This is a genomic window from Pleionea sp. CnH1-48 (assembly GCF_024124665.1).
In the GTDB taxonomy this organism is placed as follows: Bacteria; Pseudomonadota; Gammaproteobacteria; order Enterobacterales; family Kangiellaceae; genus JAMXSB01.
Genome location: NZ_JAMXSB010000006.1, coordinates 230,036 through 247,262, shown reverse-complemented (window position 1 = coordinate 247,262; position 17,227 = coordinate 230,036). Strand labels below are relative to the sequence as shown.

Sequence of the window (17,227 nt, the reverse complement as noted above, 5' to 3'; positions counted from 1 at the left end):
TGTTAAACATGATTTTTGTTTCCGTAGTTTTAATAAGTGCCACTAAAGTGACGGAGTGAGTATAAGCAGCTTTGAAATAAACGGCTCATGATTGTTTTTAGAGAATGTTGAATTTGTGTCAGTAAAAACACTTTCTTTAAATTTATCGCATACGCCTTTTTCGACTTGTTTAAATTTGGTGCAATCTGGATGTTAGGCAGGGGATTTAGTGTTGTTTTTAATAAGGTTTTATATTGCAATTCGTGGGCATTTCGTGACAAAGCGATGATAAAAGTTTTCGACTTTCTTGATACATTATTCGTGTCATTGGGGAGGGATAACAAACAGAACAAGGAGGTTCTTTTTTTGAATATCTATTCCAACGAATTCTTTTCATCTGAAACTATCTTCCTGGTTTTGGGGGTTTTTAGGCGAGTCGAGTTGGCTTCTACGTGTTAATTATTACACCTTGAGCATTACTGGTCGGATGTGTAGACTGCGCGCCCTTATTTGGAGTAGCCGTGCTGCCTTGTCCTTTATTGGAGTTTCACTGTTTATGTTATTTCCTCGCTTTCAGCGTCGTATTGGTGGGCTAGCTGCCCTGTTTGGCTTACTCGGAGGCAGCCTATCTTGCATGGCTGCAGAGACTCCTTATCTTGATGCGGTAGAGCAGTCGCTACGTGAATTAGCTCCTCGATCAGAGGGCAGTGTATGGCAGCGCACCCAGGGCAATCATATTCGTGGGCGTGAGCAGGCTCCGTGGTTACTACAGACTCCTGATTGCTGGGGGGCAGAAGACTGCAGCCAGAGTACGGCGACACAGGCGATGGCCGATGCGATGTATCAAGACATTGCGGCAGCGACGACCTGGGTTGATATCACCACTTTGATTACTTATCCCGATGGCGTGTTTCAAGATGCGATCGTTCGAGGGTTAAAAGAAGCTCTGACTAACAATCCTAATCTGATTATTCGTGTGTTGGGAGGAACACCTCCGGGTCTGGGCAATTTTAGCAGCCCGATTTCAGAGAGCGCTCATGACTATTTAAAGCGATTGAACCAAGACTTGGGAGAGCATCGCCATGGTGCGCGTTTAATCGTGGCCGGTGTAGAAACCAGTTGGTTATATTCCTGGAACCATTCCAAAATTATTGCTGTGGATGGCAAAAGCAGTATTGTCGGTGGGCATAATCTTTGGGAGGGTGCCTACGGCCTGGTAGACAATCCTATCAGCGATATCAGCATGAGACTGGAAGGCCCTGCGGCTAGGGCATCTCATCAATTTGCTGACTTATTATGGGATTTTGCCTGCACCTATAGTGGTTCGATCTGGAACTCTACTTTTTATGTTGATCTGGCTCGTGGTGATGGGCTATCAAAAGGCGATTGTCCTGCACAGCATTATGCTCCAGAAAGCGCACCTGCCGGGAACGTTGCTGTGATGGCTCTGGGAGGACTCGGGTTTGGCATGACAACACCGGGTGGCGATCATGGTGGATTAGCGGCGGCCAAAGATTCTAAAGCTGCCTGCTCACGTTTGTTCAAAGATTACTTTAACAACGACTCTGAGTTCTCTGTCGCTAATCCAGAAGTCGCAGGTATCAGAGCTTTGATAGAAAGTGCAAACCATAATATTCGTATTTCTCAGCAAGATTTGATGGCACCCTGTGCTCCTCCTATTTCCAATGCTTACTATGATGCGCGTTTGTTTAATGTATTGGCTAAGAAGTTAATTGATGGTGTTAAGTTGCAAATTGTCGTGAGCACTCCTGGCGCTAAACAGGGATTAACAGCACCTTATTCGAATATGAAGAAAATGTCAGAGATTACTGATGTGTTGGTTCGTAAAATTAAGCAGCTAGGTAATATGAACCGTGAAGAAGCCGAAAATCTAATGTGTCAGCATTTGCAGTTGGCACCGATGCGCATCGAGTCTGGTGTCGGTACCTGGGCTAACGGCAACAGTATCGCCAATCACTCAAAGACGGTAATGGTAGATGATGCTGCTTTCTATATAGGTTCTAAAAACCTCTATCCAACAACGTTGCAAGACTTTGGTTTTATTATTGAAGATGCAACTTCCGCTCAAGAATATATCGATAGTTACTGGAATCAACTGTGGGGCAACTCAAAGTCTGCGGCGACGGTTGATTTTGAAGCCAACGTATGTAACTTGTAAGTCGACTTTTACGGCATACTCTAAAAATGGCGCTGTTTTAGCGCCATTTTTGTATCTTTTCTTACGCTTTGTAACAAGCCTCCATACATTTTCATACGCTTTGAGTCTTATTTGAGCCCCTTTGTTCTTCGATAATGACATTTGAATCCAAGGGGAAGTACGTATGAAAAAAATTGCTTTTGTTTTTCTTTTTATTTTAATCAGTGCCTGTAAGTCTTCGACAACATCGAATGCGGTTAGTCAGGATGTGGTTCATTTAATTCATCCTAAAGATCTTGCTGAGTATGTAGAAAACTTTAAGAGACTACACGCTCAGTTGGAGTTAAAGGTTGATGGACAGAAGCAGCCGTTTACTTTTGTCGACTTTGATCAAGAAGAAAATGTTCTGATTGCACAATACTCAGCTGGATTACTGTTGATAGGATTTAACTTTGATTCTGAAGAGCTAAATGGCGATCTGACATTGCTTGAGGGGGATATCTCTGATCTGGAAAACTTTATGCCTGATAAACTTTATTACTCAGAGAGCAAAGACTTTGTTGATGGCGAAAGCGCTGTTTATCAAAGACGCTTGATTGAGCAGGGCGGAGAGCAGAGCAAAGATATTTATTTGGTAGTGAACGAGTCTTTTATGGAAGCTGGAAACAGCGAGTGGAAAGTCAATGGTAACAGAGCTGAGCTCGTAGGAACGCTGGGAACCACTACTTATATTCAGCTGCAACAATTGTTGGTTGAGCACCCACAACTAGATACTCTGGTGTTAAAAAATATTGATGGTTCAATCAATGATGCTATCAATCTTCACACAGGGCGACTGGTTCGAGAACATGGTCTAAAAACTCTGATGCCAGCAGATGGCGAAGCTTATTCTGGTGGTGTAGATCTTTTTGCTTCCGGTGTCGTTCGCATTTACGAGAAAGGCGGCAAGCTGGGCGTTCATGCCTGGTGTTGTGTAGAGGGTGTGCCCGCTGAGCGTTTGGGGCGTAATCACTCAGCTCATGGTGCTCAATTGACCTATCATCGTGAGATGCTAGGTAGTGTTAAGGGGCCTGAGTTCTACTTCTTTACTATTGAGGCTGCGCCCTTTGATGGCATTCATTTAATGAGTGAAGAGCAGGTGAATCGATATTTGCTGAATTAAAAATATTTCGGATGAATAGCCTATGAGCAAATAGCTTATTTGCCGTTAGTGATTACTTATAAATCAAACTAGAATATTTTGACATTACCGTCGGCTTAGATAAGCCGACGGTTTTTTTATGGTGCTTTCAAACCTTTTTATTATTGGTATCGTCTATACCTAAAACAACACATCATGAGTTTGTGGGTCACAGCAGGCAAGCTATGGCTCTAAATAGGCTATGGTGAATAAAAAAAAGGTGGACCTATGGGCATTGGCTGGCACGACGAGCATGGTTGGGGGGACTGGCGCTTATGATATTTAACACCCCTATCTTTTTCTTCTTCTTTATTATTTTTCTCTTCTTCTATGGCTTTGTTTTTTTGCGCCAAACACCCAAAGTCTATTTTATTTTAGTCTCCAGTTTGGTGTTTTATGGGGCCTGGAACTATCACTTTATTCCCCTGTTGGTGGGTAGCGCTGTAGCGGATTACTTTATCGCTCAGGCCATCGGTAATTGTACTGATCAGCGGCGCAAGAAGTTATGGGTGGCTTTATCCATCAGCATAAATCTCGGTATTCTGGCGCTGTTTAAATATGCTGATTTTGCATTACAGTCTGTGGCCGACTTTTTGTTGTTGTTTGGCTACGAAGCGTCTATTCCTACATTGCAGTGGGTGTTACCGGTAGGTATCTCTTTTTACACCTTTCAGAGCTTAAGTTACACCATCGATGTTTATCGTGGGGATATGGAACCTCGTAAAGGTCTGGTCGAGTTCACTGCGGCTTTGTCATTCTTCCCGCAATTGGTGGCTGGCCCTATATTACGAGCTCGGCATATTTTGCCTCAAATGCATAACATTCAGTTACCGCAATGGGATCAGGTGAAGCAGGGATTCTTATTAATTACTGTTGGTTTAATGAAAAAAACAACAGCGGATTTATTGGCGGTACCAGCGGCAACAGCATTTGATGGTTCACAGTCGGTGAGCTTGCTCGAAACCTGGACGGGAGTACTGGCATTTGCCGGGCAGATATACGGTGATTTTTCTGGCTATAGTGATATGGCTATTGGTATCGCTATGCTGCTAGGGTTTAACCTGCCACTTAACTTCCGATTGCCTTATTTTGCTTCGAGCCCGGTGGATTTTTGGCGTCGTTGGCATATTTCGTTGTCCAGCTGGCTGCGAGACTATCTTTATGTTTCGTTGGGCGGTAATCGCACCGGACATCGTTATCGCAATGTGTTTATCACCATGCTGTTAGGTGGTCTATGGCACGGAGCTGCCTGGACATTTATTGCCTGGGGAATGTTCCATGGCATGATTATCACAGCAACTCATTATTTATCATCGCTACCTGCACTTCAGACCTTCATTGGTAATCAGAATATCTGGGCGCGTATCGCTCGCTGGGCAATGACCTTTTATTTGATATTGATTGGTTGGGTGTTATTCCGCGCCACCAGCTTAGACAGTGCGTTCACCATATTGATGGATATGCATTTGTTAAACGATCTACCGGAGGCGGCTCAAGCGGCATTGCCAGTGTTTGGTCTGGTGGTGTTAGCACTTGGGTTGATGCACTGGCTGGATTACTTTGTGATTCATCACGTTGAGAAACTTAAAGAGCGTGCCTGGCTGTTTTGGTCTTTGTTGGTCCTTGGACAAGGTTTGTGTTTACTAGTAGGAGAGCCCAGTAATGAATTCATCTACTTCCAATTCTAGAAAGTTATATTTAAAGATTTGGCTCATTGCTGTGTTCGGTATGGCAGCGGCCATGGTGTTGATTCGTCTGTTTACTTTTGCAATGGGAGCCAAAGGAGAAGACTTTATTTCGCGCCCATTAGAAGCATTGGCGAGTTTGCCAGTAATAACCGCAGAGACAGAAGAACAGGTGATGGTGTTTGGCTCGTCGATGGTTCAGGCTGGGTTTTCTGCTCGGCAATTTGATCGAGAGTTAAAACAGCAAGGCATTAATGTTAAGTCTTACAACTTTGGTTTCGGTGGGCTTAATCCGTATTTTCAGGATTTTGTATCACGTCGAATTAAAGAGGCTTATCAAGAAAACGATAAGCGACTCAAGTTAGCGATTTTAGAGTTCAATCCTTTTCAAACAACCAAGACGCGTTTTGACCGCGCAAAACCGGCCATCGATGCTTATGTTGGAATGTTAGGCAGTCCGCAAGAATTAAGAGACATTCTGACATCGGATTTGGAGCGTGGGCTCTTGATCTATAACATCCACTATCTGCGCGATAACATCTCTGCGGAGATGGTGACCTTTTTCTTTGGTCGTCCATTTCGCTCAGGAAGGCCTGAGCCGGATGTGCCCAAAGAAACCGCTGAAGTCGTAAAACGTCGTCGTGAATTGGGTCGTGAGCTCAGCAAACGATTCAAAGAAGACTATCCCGACTTTGGTGATGAAGACTGGTCTTATGCATGGCAGGGAGCAGGAACCATACCAGAAGAGCGTTCGCAAGAGACATTAGACGTGTTTAAAGAATACTACGAGTATCAGCGAACACCTTATCGATTAGCTGGGGATAAGTTATGGCGAGAAGTCTCTGCGGATATTACTCATCTTCATTTCGAAGAAGAGCTGGTGTTAGCCTTTATTCGTCTGGTTAAGGAATTTCAGCAGTTTTCCGATCAAGTTGAGGTCGTACTATTGCCTAAGAATTCCGCCTGGATCGAAAATACACCCGCCGCACTGGAGCGACAGGCAAGAGTGATTCGTCGTATAGAGGAGGCCACTGGCGTGACAATCAAGGACTACCAGAACCTACCTGAGATCACGCCAGAAATGTTCAGTGATACCACGCATCTGGCTCGATATTCTGGCGATGTTGCTTTCACTCACTTTTTGGTTAATACCTATGCAGATGATATTCGTCGGTTATTAGAGAAATAGTCTTTGGGAGACAGGGAAGTTGCCCGTAGAGCTATTGATGTATTGAGGGATGAATTTTTTGACTATGATTACTAGTAAGGCTTAGCCCATTGAAAAACAGAATAGTGACAAGTCTCAGGTTGATGCATTGTGTTAAAAACAGGGCAGAGTTTTGAGTCTTCATTATTCTGGAGCTTTGTGTTACTACTAGAGACTGTTGAGTTTTCATTTAACGAAAGAGCGACAGCTCCTAGATATTTCCAACATCAATAAGAGATCATTGCGATGATAATAACAACAGAAATGCTTGATGAAATGAATCTTCTCCTTCAATTTAAATCCAGCAGTTTGATGAGTGGTATCAAAATCCACAGTGATGCAGCTCCAGAAAATATCGCAGCTGCTCAGCGCTTATTTGACAAAGGACTAACGGATCACGTTGATGGTGGCTATTTAACCGATGCTGGAGTTGAGTTACTTGAGCACATCCATATTCTTTACTCTGCTTTAGGGCACGCTAAATAGAAGACATTATTGAGCGATGTTTTTTTGCTCAGAAGGCGTTAGATTGGCAAGTAATTAACCAACTTTAATCGTGGTTATTTGCTTGCCTGGTTGAGTAATTGCCGGGAGTTTTTCCTTTTGTAGCGCTATTGAATGGTTTTTGAGCAGTTAAGGTCAGTGTTTTAGCGGCTTACTCGCTCATAATTCCCCTTATTTTATGTCGATATTCAGTGGTTTTACTTATGTAAGCTTATGATTTAAGTGGTTTTTTAATCGGTTACCAGTCACACAGTTTGAAATGCTTATCTCATGTTCTGCTATCTACAAAACTTTAATTTGACTTACTATTATTTGTGTTTATACTCATTTTGACTTGGAAGAAAGCCTTACATTTATTTTCCTCATTACGTAGTGTTCTCTGTAGTAGCTCGTCCCTGTAGTTTAAATAAGTAACGGTGTCATTTCTTACCAGTGCGCCTTACTTAAAGGCATTTTTTTACTTTTTAATTAATAGGATAACGACTATGTCAGAAACAGTTACAGGTACCGTTAAGTGGTTCAACGAATCTAAAGGTTTTGGTTTTATCGAGCAAGAGTCTGGTCCAGACGTATTTGCTCACTTCAGCGCTATCCAGGGTTCTGGTTTCAAAACTCTTGCTGAAGGCCAAAAAGTTGAGTTCACTATCACTGATGGTCAAAAAGGCCCTCAAGCTGAGAACATCGTTGCTCTTTAATTATTTATAACGGCTCTTAATGAGCTGTTATAGGTTAAAGAGAAAAAAAGCCCGCTTAAAAGCGGGTTTTTTTATGGGCGCGAATTAATAGCTTTCTTCTTTTATCTATTGTTGCAGAGCGACTTGTTATCTCTCTTATTTCGTTTACCCCTTATTACTACTGAGTGACTCATCAATGCGCAGAGATGTTGTCGTAAATGGACACTCATTGCAGACCAAACTGTCCTAAGATGACATATCATGAGGCTAACGACTGCGTAATAATTATGTGCATTTTGTATAAAAAATAAAATAAGCCGAGATAAATAGTTTGAGTGATTTTTTAGCTGCTGTCGTTGAAGATTTTATCAATACCAAAAGAAGCAACATAGAAGAAGAGTTACGATGTTATCGAGAAGAGCGCGATCTTAATCGGGTTTTAGAGTGGGCTGCTCACGCCGAAAATGATAAAGGCATTCGTTATGCTCACCAGTATCGAGTGCGCCAGTCTGCACTGGAAGATGTTAAAGCATCATTAACACCTGATGTGGTTGAAGGGGTGCAGCATTTTGATGAGTTGTATGAGCGGGTGCACTGGGCCATAGGTTATATCGAGCGTATTGGGGAGCTGATGGTATATGATACCTGCGAGCGTATTGGTGCTCATCTGGATATCTGGCCTGATAAAGTGTATCTGCATTCGGGTGTTCGTGAAGGTGCTAAATATTTAGGTCTCACCACGACGGCTATGGCACTTGAAAAACACGTGTTTCCGGCTGTATTTCAATCATTAGAGTGCTATGAGATCAAAAACCTGTTAGGGCTATATAAAGAAGCTTTTAAATACGGAATGTTTGAAGTCAATGATGAAAAAGGAAGGCGAGTGGTTAGGCTGGAACCTTTGCTGACTTAGTGAGCAAAAAGTATTCGCTGTTACCGAAATCGTGATAGTATGCCACTGTCAAAAAGAAACAATGGTTAAGTGGTTATGATATTTCGATTTCTCGCACTATTTTGTGCGATCTCTTGTGCTTTCGCTGAAGAAGCCCCTCAAGCCGAAGAGAAAGAAAAAGGTCTGATTCAAAAGCGAATCGAAGAAGAGCTCAAAGCTTATGACAATACCTTCGCACTGATCCCTCATAAGATTAATTATATCTTGCCACTGACTTATCAAAGTGACCCTAATCAGTCTTTATATGAAGACTCGAATACATTATTAATGCATACCGAAGTTAAGTTTCAGGTGAGTTTTAAAGTGCCTGTTACTCGACAAACATTGTTCGAAGACAACGGTTATTTGCACTTTGGCTATACCTCAACCTCCGTCTGGCAGGCATTCAATACTGATGAGTCTAGTCCGTTTCGTGATACCAATCATGAGCCCGAAGTGATGTTGAGTTTTACTACCGATGCTGAATGGTTGGGTGCGACCGTTCCGTTAATTACTTTTGGTCTATCACATCAAAGTAATGGACGAGATGGTGAGTTTTCTCGCAGCTGGAATCGTCTTTATATGAGCGCCATATTAGAATATGAAGATATCTATATTCATTTTAAACCTTGGTGGCGTTTGCCAGAAAGAGCCAAGGAAAACCCACAAGATGTAACAGGAGATGATAATCCTGATATTGATGATTTTTATGGTTACTTTGAGTTAGGTGTTTTTCGCCGCATTAGTAATAATGAACTCAGTCTGTTGTTAAGGAACAACTTACGTTCTGATAATAAGGGAGCGATAGAGTTAAACTACAGTTATCCTTTTTCTAGTAAAGTGAGAGGGTATGTTCAGTTATTTCATGGCTACGGTGAAACACTGCTCGATTACAACCATAAAAACACCCGCTTAGGGATTGGGTTTATGCTTAACAACTGGCTCTAAATTCGGCTCTGCGAAATTCATTAGTATCTCGATAGGAGCTGAGTCGTATCCTTTGTCGTGACTCATTTGCAATCTATACCCAAAGTATTTCAAAGTGCAGCCAACACCGCTGCACCTTGAAAGGCGACGGGTATATATTATAGTGTTTCTTTAGCTTTCATTTCAGAGACAGGAGAACGGCATGGACATTCAATACGCTCCCAAGCTATCAATAGAGCTGGCACTACTATGTGAACAGTCTTATTTACAATACAGTGCTTACGAAGATTCAAAGAAATGGGAGCTGCCGAAAGAGTATCGCTTGCTAGAAACATTGCACGCCGTTTATGAAGGTGTGCATGTCCCCATCGGTTTTATAGCAGAAAAAGATAACCAGTTGTACATTACCTGGCGTGGTACTGATAATTTAGAAGAATGGATTCAGGACGCAAAGTATGAGCAAAAGCACTATAACTTCTTTGATGCGTCTATTAAAGTTGAGTTGGGCTTTGGCGAGCTTTACAACACATCGAAAGGAAAAACGCATCCATCACCAAGAGCAACTGTCATTGATACTTTAAAGCAGCAAAAAGACTTTAAGAACGTTTATATTACTGGACATAGCTTAGGTGGTGCCTTAGCGGTATTAAATGCTTTGGATGTGGTAAAAAATATGGGGCATGTACCTATCGTTTATACTTTCGCTGGGCCTAGAGTGGGTAATCCTGATTTTGTTTTTCAGTATAACCAGTCCATCCAGAATTGCTGGCGAGTGGTAAACTCCCACGATGTTGTTCCTGATCTTCCCCCGAAGTCATGTCCGCCGATATTTCATGAATATCATTATGGGCATGTTCATTATGAACACCGTATCACATTTGGTAACTCATGGGATTTGCCCGCTGATCACAGTCTAAATAATTATATAGCGGCATTAGAAAAACAGTAGGATACTCATCTTATTTGATTGTTGCGCACTCACAATAAAGAGCGCGCAACTCATTGTTTTATTGATTTAATTATGACGGCGAGAATCTTTTAAGATAAAGATCGAGGTGCAAGCACTGCCCGATGTGCCTTTATTGACTCGCAGATAAGTGTGGTTGCCCGCACCGTTACGAATGGCGACCGCCGCATTATAAAGTGCTGTGCCAGATGCAACTGTACAATAAAAAGAACGACCATTAACTGCATCGTAACCACCAAAACCTACGCTGCTGTTCGCATAGCCATTCGTCCAAATATAGCTATTGTTGTGGCCCGCTGCTGGATTAGGTCCAACGTTCATCTGGCCTGTAATTGATGTTTGAGTTGAGTTCACTGTAACGATGCCCTGAATTGCAGCCATTGAGCTGATTGACGCAAAAGTGGCAAGGGCGAGAGTTACGATTTGCTTTTTCATAGCAGTTGCTCCATGTTATTCAGTAAAAATAAAAAGTTAAGTTGGTTTTTACTACTTCCAAAGAAATGCTTTTTTGGCACTTCTATCACTGCTGGAATCTGTTAGAGAGGTGGTGGGTATTCTTCGACATTTTTTAAGCCTTGCTCAACGGCTTGAGCAAATAAATCCAATAAATAGATTCTGTCTTCTAAACTGATAAATGCTGAGTCTTTGATAATGGCTTCGCTGTCCTGTGCTGTCCAATGACCGTTGCTGATCGCTTGACCTAAAACATCTTCAATATTTCTTACCGCCTGTTGACGTTGTTCTTGTCTCTCTTCGGTATCTATGTCATGGGCTTTTGTGTGTTCAGGCTCTGTTGTTGATGGGTGCAACGCAAGTTGTGATGATGGATTATCTAACTTTCTATTAAAGTGTTCTGTGAGTTCAGTAATCAGATAATCCGTATCAACATTGTACTTTGATTGGATAACTGCGGTTTCAATTTGATGTGCAATACTATCCAGTTGTTTATTTGAGAGTTGAATCGTTTGATTGTTGTCACCCGTGCGAAAAATAATAACAACCTGCAACATAATCATAACCACAAAAAGAATTTGTGTTAGTCGTTGATCCATGACATTTCTCCAATGTGTCCTTGCGAATTACCCATAAAGTATAGACTCATTTTTGACCATAAATATTTAACTTATGTGAATGAATCCACATTTTTTGAATCTCTTTTTGCGCTAAGTAATGTGAGTTTTTGTTTTTATAGTCAGAAGTTTTAGTGGCGGCTGTTTTCAATCAAAAAGAATTTATTAAGTATATAAAGCAGAGTCTGGTAAGAATAAAAAAGTTAATAAAACAATGAGATTTCTAGTCGCTCTTATATAAATAGGTAAAAACAGGCCGATAATTTTCGGCCTGCTCTCTACTCACTAGGGGCATGAACTTGCATAGATGCTTTCTGCCCAGTTTGGATTGTCGATAAATGGGTTTCTATTTCCCTGGCTCTGATGGGCTCGGCCATTTCTGCGTTTTTCCCAATCAGAAACCGGATCAGCACGGTGCCAACTTAGCAGTGTACATAATTTGCCGATGGTCGCGCCGCTAGTATTAACATAGTTTCTGATATCTAAATCTGGCGTGCCAGAACTGTCATTGCCTTGATAGCGCACATCCATATAAAAAATCATGCGAGCAACATCGCCTTTAACTTCATCTCGTGGTTCAAAGCTATCGGAGTCTGCACGATTAAGCGGGGCTTCTGATAAACTGGAGCCTCCATTGTCAAAGTCTTTATTTCCTCGTGAGGAATTGATGCTGGCGTCAGCTGGCCGTAGGTGATGGATGTCGGTATATCCCCATTGACCTTGACTAGGAAAGCCGTGGCTCTTTGGCCATACGTGTTCGCGATTCCAGGCATCTCCATTATTCCATTGGCCTGCATTGTCATCTTTGTCGATAGACGTGCCTTTGTAAATGAGTAATACGTTGTTTGAGTTATTTGGATCTTCATCGGTAAACTTTAGCGCCGACCAAACTTGTGAGTATGTTTTGCGAATGTGCCCTTGTCGAATAATTTGATTGAGAGCCTGCTTTAACGAGCTGCCACTTTGGTTAAGCGCGCTGGCGTAGTAGCTGTTATAAGAGTAACCCGCTGGGTCATCAATGCCACCATTATTACCGCCACTGCCACCACTATTGTAAGTTGCGATGAGCTGGAGATTATCAAACGCATTATAAGCTCTTACCGTAACATAGTAGGTGCCAGATTGAGGTGACGCGACAGAGCAGCTTTCGTTGTTGCCTGTTAGATAAGGACGACAATCGTAAAGAGAAGTAGTTGGTTGTGTGCCAAAACGTGTATAGAGATCGGCGTCACCGCTACCACCGCTAATAGTGAAAGTGAGTTGGCTGGCATTGGAAGGAACGTTAAGGTAATAGTGAAGTTCACTTCCTGTGCTTGCGTTCAATTGAGTTTTCGCTGTGTTGTTCTCTAATGCTGAGCCCGAATTATTTCCATTACAGTTGGCCGATAGAGCACCTGTTAAAACGTTACTAAAATTATTTCCTGCCTGCCAGTCATTAACACTGTTGGTATCTGTAGAGTGGCTGCGCAATATTGGAGTGTTGGATGCATTGATGTTCCATCCTGAGTCATAGTTTTCCCAGGCAACTCGATCAATCTCACTGCCGTTTTTTTTCAGAACAACTCTATCTCCAGAGTTTCCAAGAGCTAAACTCAAGCCTGATTGGCTGGCTGTTTTTCCTGTGAGTGAGTTAAAGCCTGATGCACTTTTGGCGACAGCATAATAGCTGTTAGCCGCGATATTGCCAGAAAGGTTATAGCTTCCATAGTTGTCATGCAACGAATAACCTGACAGTGAAACACTTGAGCAGCTACTGTTATAAATTTCTATATATTCTTCCGTAGAGTCATTATTGGGTGCGTCATAAAGTACTTCAGAAATTAATAACTCACTGTAGCTATGGTTGGAGATAAAAAAGATTATTAACAGGACATAAAGTCTCATTACCTGGCCTCTCTAATATTTGTTTTTGTCAATGAAAGTCGACCAAATATATACCCGTCGCCTTGAAATACTTTGGGTATAGAATGACGGTGATACATTCTTGATGAACACAGTTGGTCGTTGTCAGAGTTAAAGCGCGTCTCCGAAACCACAGTGTGTGAACAAATTGTTTAGATAATGTGCTACTTAAATGAATGAGTGATTAAATAATTATTAAATGAGTCGGTGTAGGAAGAAGGAGTTTTCGTTATGAGATAAATGTTGTGTGAGCAATGTCTTGTAAGAAGTACAAAAGTTTAAAACTGTTTTTAATTAGGCAGCCATTTTGTTAACTCTTGCGCGGCAAAATTTTGGGGCAGAGAATCTGAACAAGTGCTGCCAAGCAGGTAGGCACCTTCTATTGCAGAGAGTATTAATGCCGCCTGAGACTGGTAGTTTTCTTCTGGTTGTTGGTGCTGATCTGATTTGGCAATCAGTTCGGCAAGATGTTTTTGTTGGTCGGCAATAGCTTGTTGGTAGACATGTCGCACTTCGGTCTGACGAACGGCTTCTGAGCCAATTAGTATCCAGGCTTTAACAGCATCTTTATCATGACCATCACCAAGGCCGAGGCGAGCATCAATGAATGCTTGAAGCTGTTCGCGCGGAGAGTTGCATGAGGCACTCAAAGATTCGTATCTTTCTCTTCCTTGCATAACGAGCTGGTTCACGGCGGCTAGTAAGATATCTTGCTTGTTAGCGAAGTGATGATGAATTAAACCTGGTGATATATCAGCTTGTTTAGCGATGGCGCGAATCGTTGCACCAGCATAGCCGCTTTCTGACATAACGGCTAAAAAGGCCGTTGCGATATCCTTACGTCGTTGGTCTTTGTTTGAAGGTCTTGCCATCGTTTTGCTTCGTTGTTGGTAAGGCAGCCATTATATTAATAAATTGGACAAATGGCCAATTTACTTGACAGTTAATGTCTTGATCATTTAGTCTGGCTTATATTGGACGATTGACCAATAAACTCTGGGAAGGTTGATGACAAGAACACATAAATTTTTGCTACTGATCAGCCTGTATATTGCACAGGGACTGCCCTATGGTTTTTTTACTCAGTCATTGCCTGCTTTACTGCGTGATGAAGGCGTTGGTCTTGAAATTATCGGTCTAAGTTCTTTGCTGGTACTGCCTTGGGCTTTTAAGTGCTTTTGGGCGCCGTGGGTGGATAAGATCGGTCACTATCGATGGTGGGTGTTGGCTGCCAATGGTGGTGCGGTGATGACTCTTTTCATATTGTCATCGCAGCCTTTGACGGAACTTCTAGCCTCAGGTGTTGGCATTCTGTTGTTTGGCTTTTTTATTTTGAATCTGCTCAGCGCAACACAAGATATTGCCACCGACAGCATAGCCATTAATTTACTATCCGTAGAAGAACGAGGGATCGGTAACGGTATTCAAGTGGCGGGCTATCGAGTTGGAATGATCACCGCTGGCGGTTTGTTATTGGCCTGGTTTTCTCAGTTAGGTTGGCAGTACTCGTTGTGGATCTTGGCGGCACTTTTATTGTTAAGCAGTTTGCCCGCGCTGTTTATCGGCAATACGCGACCCGCTCTGTCATCGCCGTTAACGTTAAAAGATTTCTCCCAATTTTTTAAGTTATCCAGCATCTGGGGATGGATTGCTATTTTAGTCGCCTGCAAATTTGGTGATTACCTTGCCGGGACTATGGTTCGTCCACTGCTAATTGATAATGGTTTGTCTCTTAAAGATATAGCTTGGGTGCTAGGAACCGTTGGTTTTGTTGCTGGTTTGCTGGGGGCTCTTTTAGGAGGTTATTGGGTCACGGTATTGGGTCGTTTTCGCGCACTGATGATTTTTGCCACATTACAAGCTATCACATTATCTGGATGGGCATTGTTGCCCGCTGGAATAGCTGACTGGAATCTTATTCTAACCCTAAGTGCTGTGGAGCATTTTTGCGGCGGTCTGGTTACCGCTAGCCTTTTTACGGTCATGATGGATAAAAGTCGTAAGCAATGTGCAGCCAGTGATTATGCTATTCAAGCCTCCATTGTTGTTTTTACCAGTATCGCTGCTGCTTCGCTGAGTGGAATTTTAGCGCAGCAAATAGGGTTTCTGTGGCACTTTATTATTGCTGCTTTGTTAAGTGGGCTTTGTTTGCCTCTTATCTTCGCGCATCGACAGCACTTTATTAGCACTAGCCAAGGACAATTATGAAAGAAACAGTGATCTTATCATCAGGGAAATACTGTCAGTTGATACCCGTTAATAAAAGTATGTTGCCTTTTTATTACGTGTTGGCTTTTCCCATTACGCAAAATCAACCATCCAAAGAAGAGGTTGCAGAAATGATGAACATTGGAGTTGAGCACGCAAAAAAGCTGGCTAAAAAAGTATTGGGCGACGAAGAAGCTTATTCTTTGTTATACAGCGGATACAGTGCGAGGCGAGAGAAGGGATGGCATATTCATATTGTGTTGCTCGGTAGTCGTTGGCGCAAAGCCTGGCTTTACTGGGTGTTGGCCAGTAAGAACTTTTTACAAGCGTTAGGACTGCGTAAAGATGATGCGCCTCGATATTCTTAAGCATGTCGTCTCGTTAAGGGATACCTTAACGAGACTGAGTTCAAGCAACGGTCGATAAGACTATTCTTCATTGAACAAAGGCTGGAAGAATGCTTTTGGCAACTTGAGTGAATATTTTATCTTCCCAGTCATGACCAGTAATCACCACAATTAAGTCAAGCTCTTCAATCGTTATAAGATGTTGCCCACCTCCGCCCCAGGCGACATTGGCGTCATAACTTTTGTCGCCAACCTTTATATCTGTTTGATAGAAAAAGTAGCCGTAGTTAAAGTTATCGGGATGCCAGTCTTCGCTTGCTTTAGTAATACTGCTGGTGGCTAGCGAAAGAAACTTTGCGGATATCAATTGTTTGCCATTCCATTTGCCTTGATTGATGATCAGTTTTCCTAACTTGATCATGTCTCGTGATGTCATGTAGGAGGGGCCTCCACCTACGGGCAGTCCGTCTAGGTGTGTTTGCCAACGATAGGCTGTGATGCCTATTTTGTTGAGAAGCTCTTTTTCAATGAAATCTTTGGCCGTTCCTGGCACGACGGCTTCAATAACTTGCATCACCAGATCTGGATTAAAGTTGCCATAAACAAAGCGTTGAGACTCCGAGGTGATCGGCGCACTATGTGCAAGAAGCGTTTGAACCAAGCCTTGGCCTTTTAATGAGGCTGGGTTTCCCTTTAATTCATGCCATTTGTCGTTACTGATGCTAAGCCCTCCACGCATAGTCAAGGCTTGGTGTAAGGTGAGCTGTTCTGTCCCTTTAACCCATTTTGTTGGCTCTAAATCTTTGAGAAAGCTGGTTAAAGGTTTATGTAAATCGGCCATAGACAGATAGCCCAGCTCGATTGCACGACCAAGCACCAGACTGGTGTAGGATTTTGTCGCTGACGCTTGTTGATGAAACAAATTGATACGGCCACGCAAATAATAGGATTCAAAGATAAGCTGGCCTTGGTGGGCAATAAGTAGACTATCGTACTCACCATATTTTTTATCAGCCATCTCACGCGCCAGCTGTAAGATCATCGTTTTATTTGCACCGCTGGTTGTTAGACTGCCGACAGCCAAGCCATCTTTTCTGTCCGTTGGCGTTGTATCGATATACGCTTCTTTGAGATAGGGTAAGTCCCAGAATGAAATTTGAGCGTCTGCGACACTCGCCTCCGGAGTGCTCTTGCTGCTTCCTTCCGCCATTCCCGGAACAAGGCTAGTAACACCGCTTAAGATAGTGATGGTAACTAGACTTTTGAATGTTGATTTAATGATCATAGGTATCCTTTGGATGGTGAACAATGTTGCCAATGTCTCGATTTTGCATGCACTGGCTAAAGTGAAGAAAAAGCTACTGTGGAGCGGTGCTTGAAACAACTTAAAAGTTCTTAAATCGTTCTTAAATCCAGTTTATCGCTCATATAAGAATAGAGAGCTTGCTAAATTAATTTATTGTTATCAATGAGTTGGAGTAAGAAGGC

16 protein-coding genes are annotated in these 17,227 nt (G+C 42.5%); 11 read left to right on the top strand and 5 right to left on the bottom strand.

Going from position 1 to position 17,227, the window contains the following annotated elements; translation table 11 throughout:
- The first annotated feature begins 535 nt into the window (after nt 1-535).
- From NH399_RS11485 to NH399_RS11445, 9 genes are all read left to right on the top strand, one after another.
- On the top strand, nt 536-2,158 hold the full coding sequence (locus NH399_RS11485; protein WP_253040375.1) for a phospholipase D-like domain-containing protein: 1,623 nt from the start codon (nt 536-538) through the stop codon (nt 2,156-2,158).
- A 163-nt stretch (nt 2,159-2,321) separates the two neighbouring features.
- Nucleotides 2,322-3,299 carry a hypothetical protein gene (locus NH399_RS11480; RefSeq protein ID WP_253040374.1) on the top strand — a complete coding sequence of 326 codons (978 nt, stop codon included), beginning with the start codon at nt 2,322-2,324 and terminating at the stop codon, nt 3,297-3,299.
- Between the two features lie 293 nt (nt 3,300-3,592).
- On the top strand, nt 3,593-5,005 hold the full coding sequence (locus tag NH399_RS11475; protein ID WP_253040373.1) for an MBOAT family protein: 1,413 nt from the start codon (nt 3,593-3,595) through the stop codon (nt 5,003-5,005).
- Nucleotides 4,980-6,191, top strand: coding sequence for a hypothetical protein (locus NH399_RS11470; RefSeq protein ID WP_253040372.1), 1,212 nt, complete (start codon nt 4,980-4,982; stop codon nt 6,189-6,191). The genes NH399_RS11475 and NH399_RS11470 overlap by 26 nt, the downstream gene beginning before the upstream one ends.
- A gap of 264 nt (nt 6,192-6,455) precedes the next feature.
- Nucleotides 6,456-6,695, top strand: coding sequence for a TIGR02647 family protein (locus tag NH399_RS11465; RefSeq protein WP_253040371.1), 240 nt, complete (start codon nt 6,456-6,458; stop codon nt 6,693-6,695).
- Between the two features lie 503 nt (nt 6,696-7,198).
- A complete protein-coding gene (locus NH399_RS11460; protein ID WP_253040370.1) occupies nt 7,199-7,408 on the top strand; it encodes a cold-shock protein in 210 nt (69 codons plus the stop codon).
- Nucleotides 7,409-7,718: 310 nt separating this feature from the next.
- Nucleotides 7,719-8,300 carry a hypothetical protein gene (locus NH399_RS11455; protein ID WP_253040369.1) on the top strand — a complete coding sequence of 194 codons (582 nt, stop codon included), beginning with the start codon at nt 7,719-7,721 and terminating at the stop codon, nt 8,298-8,300.
- A gap of 75 nt (nt 8,301-8,375) precedes the next feature.
- A complete protein-coding gene (locus NH399_RS11450) occupies nt 8,376-9,266 on the top strand; it encodes a phospholipase A (RefSeq protein ID WP_253040368.1) in 891 nt (296 codons plus the stop codon).
- A 181-nt stretch (nt 9,267-9,447) separates the two neighbouring features.
- The gene (locus NH399_RS11445; RefSeq protein WP_253040367.1) at nt 9,448-10,194 is read left to right on the top strand and encodes a lipase family protein; all 747 of its coding nucleotides are present in this window, start codon (nt 9,448-9,450) and stop codon (nt 10,192-10,194) included.
- A gap of 66 nt (nt 10,195-10,260) precedes the next feature.
- Here NH399_RS11445 and NH399_RS11440 read toward each other — a convergent pair whose 3' ends face one another.
- From NH399_RS11440 to NH399_RS11425, 4 genes are all read right to left on the bottom strand, one after another.
- A complete protein-coding gene (locus tag NH399_RS11440) occupies nt 10,261-10,647 on the bottom strand; it encodes a hypothetical protein (RefSeq protein ID WP_253040366.1) in 387 nt (128 codons plus the stop codon).
- A 101-nt stretch (nt 10,648-10,748) separates the two neighbouring features.
- Nucleotides 10,749-11,264, bottom strand: a complete 516-nt coding sequence (locus tag NH399_RS11435; protein ID WP_253040365.1) for a hypothetical protein — start codon at nt 11,262-11,264, stop codon at nt 10,749-10,751.
- A gap of 303 nt (nt 11,265-11,567) precedes the next feature.
- The gene (locus NH399_RS11430; protein ID WP_253040364.1) at nt 11,568-13,166 is read right to left on the bottom strand and encodes an endonuclease; all 1,599 of its coding nucleotides are present in this window, start codon (nt 13,164-13,166) and stop codon (nt 11,568-11,570) included.
- A gap of 308 nt (nt 13,167-13,474) precedes the next feature.
- Complete coding sequence (locus NH399_RS11425; RefSeq protein WP_253040363.1) at nt 13,475-14,056, bottom strand: TetR/AcrR family transcriptional regulator; 582 nt, start codon at nt 14,054-14,056, stop codon at nt 13,475-13,477.
- 136 nt (nt 14,057-14,192) lie between these two features.
- Between NH399_RS11425 and NH399_RS11420 the strand changes: the two genes are divergently transcribed.
- Both NH399_RS11420 and NH399_RS11415 read left to right on the top strand, forming a co-directional pair.
- Nucleotides 14,193-15,392: an MFS transporter gene (locus NH399_RS11420; protein WP_253040362.1), complete on the top strand. Its 1,200-nt coding sequence runs from the start codon at nt 14,193-14,195 to the stop codon at nt 15,390-15,392.
- Complete coding sequence (locus NH399_RS11415; RefSeq protein ID WP_253040361.1) at nt 15,389-15,760, top strand: hypothetical protein; 372 nt, start codon at nt 15,389-15,391, stop codon at nt 15,758-15,760. The genes NH399_RS11420 and NH399_RS11415 overlap by 4 nt, the downstream gene beginning before the upstream one ends.
- 67 nt (nt 15,761-15,827) lie before the next feature.
- Here the strand turns inward: NH399_RS11415 and NH399_RS11410 are convergent, their stop codons facing one another.
- A complete protein-coding gene (locus NH399_RS11410) occupies nt 15,828-17,024 on the bottom strand; it encodes a serine hydrolase (RefSeq protein WP_253040360.1) in 1,197 nt (398 codons plus the stop codon).
- Between the last annotated feature and the right edge of the window lie 203 nt (nt 17,025-17,227).

What these genes read in the sequence shown, in the direction of transcription:
- NH399_RS11485 (WP_253040375.1), top strand. Translation starts at nt 536, where the DNA reads ATGTTATTTCCTCGCTTTCAGCGTCGTATTGGTGGGCTAGCTGCCCTG.
- NH399_RS11480 (WP_253040374.1), top strand. Translation starts at nt 2,322, where the DNA reads ATGAAAAAAATTGCTTTTGTTTTTCTTTTTATTTTAATCAGTGCCTGT.
- NH399_RS11475 (WP_253040373.1), top strand. Translation starts at nt 3,593, where the DNA reads ATGATATTTAACACCCCTATCTTTTTCTTCTTCTTTATTATTTTTCTC.
- NH399_RS11470 (WP_253040372.1), top strand. Translation starts at nt 4,980, where the DNA reads ATGAATTCATCTACTTCCAATTCTAGAAAGTTATATTTAAAGATTTGG.
- NH399_RS11465 (WP_253040371.1), top strand. Translation starts at nt 6,456, where the DNA reads ATGATAATAACAACAGAAATGCTTGATGAAATGAATCTTCTCCTTCAA.
- NH399_RS11460 (WP_253040370.1), top strand. Translation starts at nt 7,199, where the DNA reads ATGTCAGAAACAGTTACAGGTACCGTTAAGTGGTTCAACGAATCTAAA.
- NH399_RS11450 (WP_253040368.1), top strand. Translation starts at nt 8,376, where the DNA reads ATGATATTTCGATTTCTCGCACTATTTTGTGCGATCTCTTGTGCTTTC.
- NH399_RS11445 (WP_253040367.1), top strand. Translation starts at nt 9,448, where the DNA reads ATGGACATTCAATACGCTCCCAAGCTATCAATAGAGCTGGCACTACTA.
- NH399_RS11440 (WP_253040366.1), bottom strand. Translation starts at nt 10,647, where the DNA reads ATGAAAAAGCAAATCGTAACTCTCGCCCTTGCCACTTTTGCGTCAATC.
- NH399_RS11435 (WP_253040365.1), bottom strand. Translation starts at nt 11,264, where the DNA reads ATGGATCAACGACTAACACAAATTCTTTTTGTGGTTATGATTATGTTG.
- NH399_RS11430 (WP_253040364.1), bottom strand. Translation starts at nt 13,166, where the DNA reads ATGAGACTTTATGTCCTGTTAATAATCTTTTTTATCTCCAACCATAGC.
- NH399_RS11425 (WP_253040363.1), bottom strand. Translation starts at nt 14,056, where the DNA reads ATGGCAAGACCTTCAAACAAAGACCAACGACGTAAGGATATCGCAACG.
- NH399_RS11420 (WP_253040362.1), top strand. Translation starts at nt 14,193, where the DNA reads ATGACAAGAACACATAAATTTTTGCTACTGATCAGCCTGTATATTGCA.
- NH399_RS11415 (WP_253040361.1), top strand. Translation starts at nt 15,389, where the DNA reads ATGAAAGAAACAGTGATCTTATCATCAGGGAAATACTGTCAGTTGATA.
- NH399_RS11410 (WP_253040360.1), bottom strand. Translation starts at nt 17,024, where the DNA reads ATGATCATTAAATCAACATTCAAAAGTCTAGTTACCATCACTATCTTA.